Genomic DNA, 8056 nt, shown 5'->3' with positions numbered 1-8056 from the left:
GTAGGTCGGGTTAGCGCGCAGCGCGTAACCCGACGCATCACTCAATTGAAAAACCGCGCCAGGGCCTCACCTGGATCATCGGCGCGCATGAACGCTTCGCCCACCAGAAAGCTGTGCACGTGGCGGCGGCGCATTTCCCATACGTCGTCCGGCGACAGAATCCCACTCTCTGTGACTACTATGCGTTCGCTATCGATGGCGGGCAGCAGATCGTAGGTGGTCTTCAGGTCCACCTCAAAGGTGTGCAGGTTACGGTTGTTGATACCAATCAGTTTGTTGGGGAGCTCCAGCGCCAACTCCAGCTCGGCCAGATTGTGCACCTCCACCAGAACATCCAGCCCAAGCTCCAGAGCCAAGGTGTTCAGCGCGCGCATCTGGCTGGGTTCCAGTGCTGCGGCAATCAGCAATATGCAGTCCGCCCCCAGCGCTCGCGCCTCATAGACCTGATACTCATCGACGATGAAGTCCTTCCGGATCACCGGCAGGCTCACCGCCTCACGGGCCTGTTGCAGGTAGGCATCGGCGCCCTGGAAAAAATCCACATCGGTCAATACCGACAGGCAGGTGGCACCGCCCCGCTCGTAGCTGCGAGCCAACTCGGCCGGTTCAAAGTGCTCCCTGATAACCCCCTTACTCGGCGACGCCTTCTTGATTTCGGCGATCACCGCCGCCTGCCCATCGGCAATCCGGTTGGCAATGGCCTGAACAAATCCGCGAGTTTCCGGCGCCTGCACCAGGCTCTGACGCAACTCATCGAGAGAGCGTTGCTGTTTGCGCTCGGCCACTTCCTCGTGCTTGCGGGCAATAATTTTGCGCAGCACCGTCGGGGTGTCACTCACGGGTCAATCCTCTTGGTTCATATTTAATTCGGTGTTCAGTTGTCGCTTTTGAAGCACTGGGTAAAGGCCGCCAGTTCGCGAATCTTTTCGCCGGCCAGGCTGCTGCCAATGGCATCCCGCGCCAATTCCACCCCTTCTTCCAGGCTTTCCGCCACGCCGCTGACGTAAATCGCGGCACCGGCGTTCAGGGTGATAATATCCGCCGCTTTCTCGGCGTACTGCCCGCGCCGGTTGCCCAGCGCGTCTTTGATCAGCGCCAGAGACTCCTCGGCGTTGGTCACGCCCAGGCCAATCAGACTTTTACTCTGAATGCCAAAGTCTTCCGGCTTGATCTCGTATTCGGTGACCTTTCCGTCTTTCAGTTCGGCCACGTGGGTTTCAGAGGCCAGGCTGATCTCATCGAGACCATCTTTGGCGTGAACCACCATCACATGCTCGCTGCCCAGGCGATGCAGCACCTCGGCCATGGGGCGACACAGTTCGCCATTGAACACACCAATCACCTGGCGGCGCACATTGGCAGGGTTGGTCATGGGGCCGAGCATGTTGAAGATGGTGCGCAGGCCCAGCTCTTTGCGCGGGCCAACGGCAAACTTCATGGCGCCGTGATGCACCGGAGCAAACATGAAGCCCACGCCGATCTCACGGACGCAGCGGGCCACTTCCTCCGGGGAAATATTCAGATTGATACCGGCTTCTTCCAGCACATCCGCGCTGCCGGTGGAGCTCGATACCGAGCGGTTGCCGTGCTTGGCCACCCGGCCGCCGGCCGCGGCCACCACAAAGGCACTGGCGGTGGACACATTGAACAGGTTGGCCCCGTCGCCGCCAGTGCCGCAGGTATCCACCAGGAAGTCGGCTTCAATATCGACGCTCTGTGCCAGCTCGCGCATAGCCATGGCGGCGCCGGTGATCTCGTCCAGCGTCTCACCTTTCATACGCAGGCCGATCAGAAACCCTCCGATCTGCGCCTCCGTGGCAGCACCGGTCATAATCTCTTTCATGACCGAGGTCATTTCTTCGGTACTCAAATCAATCTTCTCGACCACTCGGGTCAAGGCTTGTTTGATGTCCATGTGTTTCTCCCGTTTATTATCGTGAGTCGTTTTTGTCGCACTCTCTCACTCACTCCCCAGGGGCGAACACTCGGTCAGCCGGGCGCAATTCTTGTTGTAAGTTGGGTCTGGCGATCCCTCGCGAACGATTTACGCGACCTGATTCTGACACGAGTCATTCAGTCGCGCAAAAAATTATTCAACAATTCGTGTCCCTGCTCGGTCAGGATCGACTCGGGGTGGAACTGTACGCCCTCCACCGCCAGAGTCTTGTGGCGCACCCCCATGATTTCGGCCGGCTGACCCTGGTCATTCTGGGTCCAGGCGGTGACTTCCAGACACTCTGGCAGAGTGTTCCGGTCGATCACCAGCGAGTGATAGCGGGTGGCCTGTAAGGGGTTGTTCAGTCCGCGAAACACCCCTTTATCCGCGTGAAAAACCGGCGAGGTTTTGCCGTGCATCACCTGGGGTGCCCGGATCACATCACCGCCGAAGGCCTGACCGATGGCCTGATGGCCCAGGCAGATGCCGAGCAGCGGTACTTTGCCGGCAAACGCCTTGATTACCGCCAGGGATACCCCCGCCTCGTTGGGAGTACAGGGCCCCGGAGAGATCACGATCTTCTCCGGCGCCAACGCCTCAACCTCTTCCACGGTGATTTCATCGTTGCGCACCACCTTCACATCGGCACCGAGTTCCGCCAGGTACTGCACCACGTTGTAGGTGAAGGAGTCGTAGTTATCAATCATCAGAATCATGGCTGCTCTCCACCTTTGGCATTCGCGCCACCTTGTGCGTCCGTTTCGGCGCCGCGATTGACCATATCGACGGCGCGGAAAATGGCGCGCGCCTTGTTCATGGTTTCTTTCCACTCCAGCTCGGGTACCGAGTCCGCCACGATGCCGCCACCGGCCTGAACGTACAGCTTGCCGTCTTTGATCACGGCGGTACGGATGGCAATGGCGGTATCCATATTGCCGTTCCAGGCGATATAACCCACAGCGCCGCCGTAGATACCGCGCTTTTCGCTTTCCAGTTCGTCGATGATTTCCATGGCGCGGATTTTCGGCGCACCGGAAAGCGTCCCCGCCGGCAGTGCCGCCCGCAGCACATCCATGGCCTCCAGACCCGGCTTGAGGCGACCGGTCACATTGGAGGTGATGTGCATAACGTGGGAGTAACGCTCCACCACCATCTTGTCGGTCAGCTTCACTGTGCCGGTTTCGGACACCCGACCGACATCGTTGCGGCCGAGATCGATCAGCATCAGATGCTCGGCAATCTCTTTGGGGTCGTTGACCAGGTCCTGCTCCATGGCCAGATCTTCTTCCGGGGTACGGCCGCGTCGGCGGGTGCCCGCAATCGGGCGCACCGTGACGGTACCGTCTTCCAGCCGGGCAAGAATTTCCGGGCTGGAGCCCACCACCTGATGGTCTCCCAGATCCAGGAAGTACATATAGGGGGACGGGTTTAAACAGCGCAGGGCGCGATAGAGATTGAGCGGCTCGGCCTGATAGTCAATGGACAGCCGCTGGGAAGGCACCACCTGCATCACGTCCCCGGCCAGGGTGTACTCCTTGATTTTCTCCACCGCCGCTTTGTAGCCCGCCTCGCCCATGTGGGAGGTGAAGCTCTGCTCCGGGCCTTCCACTTCAGGCAGACCAACTTCCGGTACCGAAGGCACTGGCGCGCGCAGCTGCGCCTCCAACTCCCGCAGGCGAGCCTGGGCTTTGGCGTAAGCGTCATCGATTTCCGGATTGGCGTGGACCACCAGAATCAGCTTACCCGACAGGTTATCGAACACCAGTACTTCGTCGGAGACCGTGAGCAGGATGTCCGGCGTACCCAGCTTGTCCGCCGGCATGGATTCCTGCAGGTGCGGCTCGACATAGCGCACGCAATCGTAACCGAAATAGCCGACCAGCCCGCCAGTAAAGCGCGGCAGGTCCGGCAAATCCGGCGCCCGGTAGCGGTGCTTGTACTCTTCCACAAACGCCAGGGGATCGGCGCACTCGAACTGCTCTTCGATCTGACCATTGCACTCCAACTGCACCCGGGAGCCAAACGCTTTCAGCACCCGGCGGGCAGGCAGGCCGATCATCGAGTAACGGCCCCACTTTTCGCCGCCCTGTACGGACTCGAAGAGATAGGAGTAGGGGCCACGGGCCAGTTTCAGGTAGGAGGACAGGGGAGTGTCCAGGTCCGCCAGCACTTCGTGCATTACCGGAATGCGGTTATAGCCTTCCGAGGCCAGCCGGGAAAATTGTTCTGGAGTCATGCTTATACCTTTAGTTTTGCATCACCACCGCTCACGCCGTGTCGCCGGTGCAGTCAAATCATGAACGGTTGTATTCGAAACAGCAGCACGCCAACGTCGAGTAACGTGCCGAGACAGCGAGGGCCCGGCTCAGGCCTTGGGGGCCAACACCAGGCAACAGAAAGCTAGCCACGCCATCGGGCGGGGTGTTTAGCGGGGATGTGCAAATATAAGCCTGACGAGATCAACGTGCTTCTCCTCAATACGTCGTGAGCCTGAGTTTACTCAAAACCGGCGCCGGGGGCCAGCCCCGGCGGGGATGAATCTCACACTTCGGCCAATTGCTGGCGCATCTGTCCGATCACATCGGCGTAGTCCGGCGCGTTGAAAATGGCGGAGCCGGCCACGAAGGTATCGGCACCGGCCTCGGCCACGGACTTGAGGGTTTCCAGGTTGACGCCACCATCCACTTCCAGGCGAATGTCACGACCACTGGCATCAATCAGTGCCCGGGCCTCGCGCAGCTTGTCCAGGGTCGCGGGAATGAACTTCTGTCCGCCGAAGCCGGGGTTCACCGACATCAGCAGCAGCATATCCAGACGCTGCACCACGTGTTTGATCAAATCCAGACTGGAGGCCGGATTGAGCACCAGCCCGGCCTTACAGCCCGCGCTTTCGATCAACTGTAGCGAGCGGTCGACGTGGCGGGAGGCTTCCGGGTGAAAGGTGATATAGCTGGCGCCAGCCTCGGCAAACTGCTCAATCAGATCGTCTACCGGCTCCACCATCAAGTGCACATCAATGGGGGCGGTAATACCGTACTGGCGCAATGCCTTGCACACCATGGGCCCGAACGTCAGGTTGGGCACATAGTGGTTATCCATCACATCAAAATGAATCATGTCGCCGCCGGCGGCCAGCACCGCGTCGGCCTCTTCCCCCAGGCGGGCAAAGTCGGCGGAGAGGATCGAGGGGGCAATTTTGTAATCCCGCTTCAAGTTCTGCATAAATTGTCCGATGATGGTTGATAGAGGTTCGTGATCGTTGGAATCAGTCGGTCATTGTACCCAAAGATGCACCCCGATAGGCAGCCAACGGAAATCGCCCATGCGCCGCACTGAGTTCCCCCTCTTCCTTCGGCTTCGCTGGAGCCTGATTCTGGCCCTGCTGGTTGCTCCCGCCTGGGCCCAGGACGAGAACGCTCCGGCGCCGGGTACTGAGGGCGACGGAGAGGCGGCAGAAACCGCTGCGGAGGCAGCTCCGCCCGAACCGGAGCCGCCACAGTACGCATCGCGCCGCGACCGGGACCAGACCCTGCTGGCCGAGCGTTTCCCCGACGACACCCAGTGGCTGTCCCTGCCCGAGCCGGAAAACGAGACGCTCGCCCTTTTCCGCCCGGCGGCCGCCGAGCCCAAGGGCGCCCTATTGATGTTCTATAGCGCGGAAAACCCACCCCACTGGCCGGCCCCACTGGCCAATCTTCGTCAGGCTTTACCGCGCCACGGCTGGGCCACCTTCGCCGTCACATTACCTTTGCCGCCCAAAGCACCCGTCCCCGAGCGCCCGGAAGACACTTTGCCCAAAACTCCAGCACCAGCCACCGAGACGCCCGATGAAGAGGAGGCAACCGGTGAAGAGGCCGGTGAGCCGGACGAGGAAAACGCGCCCGCCGCCGAGCCGTCTGCCAACGATGAAGCGGAGGAGGACCTGGCGCCACCACTGCCCGACCATGAAACGCGCATAGCGCAGCGGGTCAATGCCGCCCTGAACTGGCTCGACGCCAATGGGCAGGGCAACCTGGTGGTACTGGTGGACCCGATCAGCGCCCCAGAGGTGATGGCGGTACTGCGCCCCCAACTGGAAGCAGGGGCACAGGGCGAGCCGCCCAGTACCGGAGAAAGCCCGCTATCCGGCCCCATAAGGGCGTTGATTCTGGTCAATCAACATGGCGCCATAACGCTGGACCGAGCCGAACTGGAAACCCTGTTCGCGGTGCCTGCCCTGCCCCTTCTGGACGTGTTTCTCGGCCCCGATGCCCGCACCCGCGAGCAACAGCGTCGCCACCGGGACAGCGCGCGCCGGCTCCGTCTTGAGCACTACCAGACGCTGGTGATCGGACGCCCCGATGCTCAGGACCCGGAGGACGAACGCAGCTTCTGGGTGCGTCGCATTCAGGGTTTCATGCACCGTCAGGCCGAAGGCCGGGAGGTGCGCCTGAACCCGCCGCGCTAGCAAGCAGCGCGGCAAGTTAAGCAACACTCAGCCGCGCAGCACCTCGGCGATGGCCCGACTGACATAATCCACCTTGTCCAGATTCAACCCGGCGACGTTGATGCGGCTGTTGTCGGTCATGTAAATGCTGTAGCGATCCTTTAATTGGCCCACCTGGGCCTCGGTCAGTCCGAGAAACGAAAACATGCCCCGCTCCCGGGCGATAAAGCCAAAGTCCCGACCGGGCACCGTCGCGGCCAGCGAGCCCACCAGCGCTTCGCGCAGCGTCTGGATCCGCCCGCGCATCTCGCTCAATTCGCTCTGCCAGCGCTGGCGCAGCTCGTCGGACGCCCAGATACCCGCCACCAGAGCGCTGCCGTGAGCCGGCGGCATGGAGTAAAGCCCCCGGGCGACGCTGAGCAGCTGCGACTGCACCGCTTCGGCCCGGGCAGAATCCGCCCCAACCACCGCCAGCGCCCCGGCCCGCTCCCGATACAGGCCGAAGTTCTTGGAGAAGGACACCGCCACCAACACCTCGGGCAGTTGCTCCGCCATCCAGCGGGGCCCGAAGGCGTCGGCGTCCAGGCCTTCACCAAAGCCCTGATAGGCCATATCGATAAAGGGCACAAAACCGCGTTCACGGGCCAGCTCGGTCACCTGACGCCACTGCGCTTCGGTCAGATCCGCCCCACAGGGGTTGTGGCAGGCCGCGTGCAACAGCACCAGATCCCCGGCGGGCACTTCGGCCAACGCCGCCATCATGCCGTCGAAATCGAGCGCGTGCCGCTCGAAGTCATAATAGGGGTACTCTTTAAGCTCCAGCCCGGCGCTGCCCAGCAGCGGCACGTGATTGGCCCAGGTGGGAGTACTGACCCAGACCCGGGCGCCCTTTCTGGCCCGCTGAATGAGTTCCGCCGCCAGCCGAAGCGCACCGCAGCCACCCGGGGTCTGCACGGTCGCGACCCGGCCCGCCGCCAGTGCGGGATGCTCCGGACCAAACGCCAGCTCCCGCACCGCGTCATTCGCCCCCGGATAACCGGCCGGAGCGGTATAGGCTTTGGAGATTTCCGCTTTGAGCAGTTGCGCTTCCGCTTCATGCACCGCGGCCATCACCGGGGTGTTGCCGGACGCATCGCGATATACCCCAACGCCGAGATCCACTTTCTCCGGGTTGGGGTCGTCACGAAAGGCGATGCTCAGTCCCAGGATTGGGTCGTTGGGTAGCTTGGGTAGGGATTCGAACATGCGGGGCTCCTGAGGTTTATTGGTTGGGGGCATTATACAGAGGACAAGTTCCAAACGTGGGCGCTTCGTACAGGCTGCTCCGCCTGGGTAACCCCTTGTGAGACACGCCGTGAATACATCCGTGTAGGCTCGACACCTGCCGGCCCCCTTCGCGCTCCCGGCGCTTCGGGACACTTCCCACATCCATGTGGGGCGTCCAAAGGCAGGTGACGGTCTCACAAGGGTATATCCAGCCTCCGCGGTGCCGGCGTCACGTTTCGGGAACTAGCACCTTTTAATTTGCACCTTGGGTAACGGCGGATGCGCTTTGCTTATCCGCCCTACGGAACCTACCGTGCTATCCGTAAGGCGCATCGGTCCGACGATTCGGAGCAAAGTGCATCCGCCGGAACCATACCGCCGTGAGTTAAACATGGCACTGAGGGACGGGGAGGGGAAGCCCTTTCAAG

At 61.6% G+C, this 8056-nt stretch carries 7 protein-coding genes; 1 reads left to right on the top strand and 6 read right to left on the bottom strand.

All coding sequences use genetic code 11. The features are described from left to right. Window positions 1-41 precede the first annotated feature (41 nt). The 5 genes from trpC to rpe all read right to left on the bottom strand — a co-directional run bounded on the left by trpC (window position 42) and on the right by rpe (window position 5158). A complete protein-coding gene (gene trpC / locus B3520_RS02480; protein ID WP_123638041.1) occupies window positions 42-839 on the bottom strand; it encodes an indole-3-glycerol phosphate synthase TrpC in 798 nt (265 codons plus the stop codon). A gap of 35 nt (window positions 840-874) precedes the next feature. After that, a complete protein-coding gene (gene trpD, locus B3520_RS02475) occupies window positions 875-1915 on the bottom strand; it encodes an anthranilate phosphoribosyltransferase (RefSeq protein ID WP_286805338.1) in 1041 nt (346 codons plus the stop codon). 158 nt (window positions 1916-2073) lie between these two features. Continuing rightward, on the bottom strand, window positions 2074-2652 hold the full coding sequence (locus tag B3520_RS02470) for an anthranilate synthase component II (RefSeq protein WP_123638042.1): 579 nt from the start codon (window positions 2650-2652) through the stop codon (window positions 2074-2076). Beyond that, a complete protein-coding gene (gene trpE / locus B3520_RS02465) occupies window positions 2649-4172 on the bottom strand; it encodes an anthranilate synthase component I (RefSeq protein ID WP_286805335.1) in 1524 nt (507 codons plus the stop codon). Before trpE ends, B3520_RS02470 begins: the two co-directional genes overlap by 4 nt. 305 nt (window positions 4173-4477) lie before the next feature. Further along, the gene (gene rpe / locus B3520_RS02460) at window positions 4478-5158 is read right to left on the bottom strand and encodes a ribulose-phosphate 3-epimerase (RefSeq protein WP_123638044.1); all 681 of its coding nucleotides are present in this window, start codon (window positions 5156-5158) and stop codon (window positions 4478-4480) included. A 100-nt stretch (window positions 5159-5258) separates the two neighbouring features. Here rpe and B3520_RS02455 point away from each other — a divergent pair, with 100 nt between their 5' ends. Then, entirely contained in the window at window positions 5259-6383 is a 1125-nt protein-coding gene (locus B3520_RS02455; protein ID WP_286875336.1) for a DUF3530 family protein, read from the top strand. Between the two features lie 27 nt (window positions 6384-6410). On the opposite strand, the gene B3520_RS02450 is transcribed toward B3520_RS02455, so the two are convergent. Beyond that, complete coding sequence (locus B3520_RS02450; protein ID WP_286805332.1) at window positions 6411-7607, bottom strand: aromatic amino acid transaminase; 1197 nt, start codon at window positions 7605-7607, stop codon at window positions 6411-6413. Window positions 7608-8056 lie beyond the last annotated feature (449 nt).

Origin of the sequence: Marinimicrobium sp. UBA4509, assembly GCF_002388575.1 — a bacterium.
Taxonomy (GTDB): domain Bacteria; phylum Pseudomonadota; class Gammaproteobacteria; order Pseudomonadales; family Cellvibrionaceae; genus Marinimicrobium; species Marinimicrobium koreense.
The sequence above is the reverse complement of the archived record's forward strand: the minus strand, read 5'-3'. Positions and strand labels throughout refer to the sequence as shown.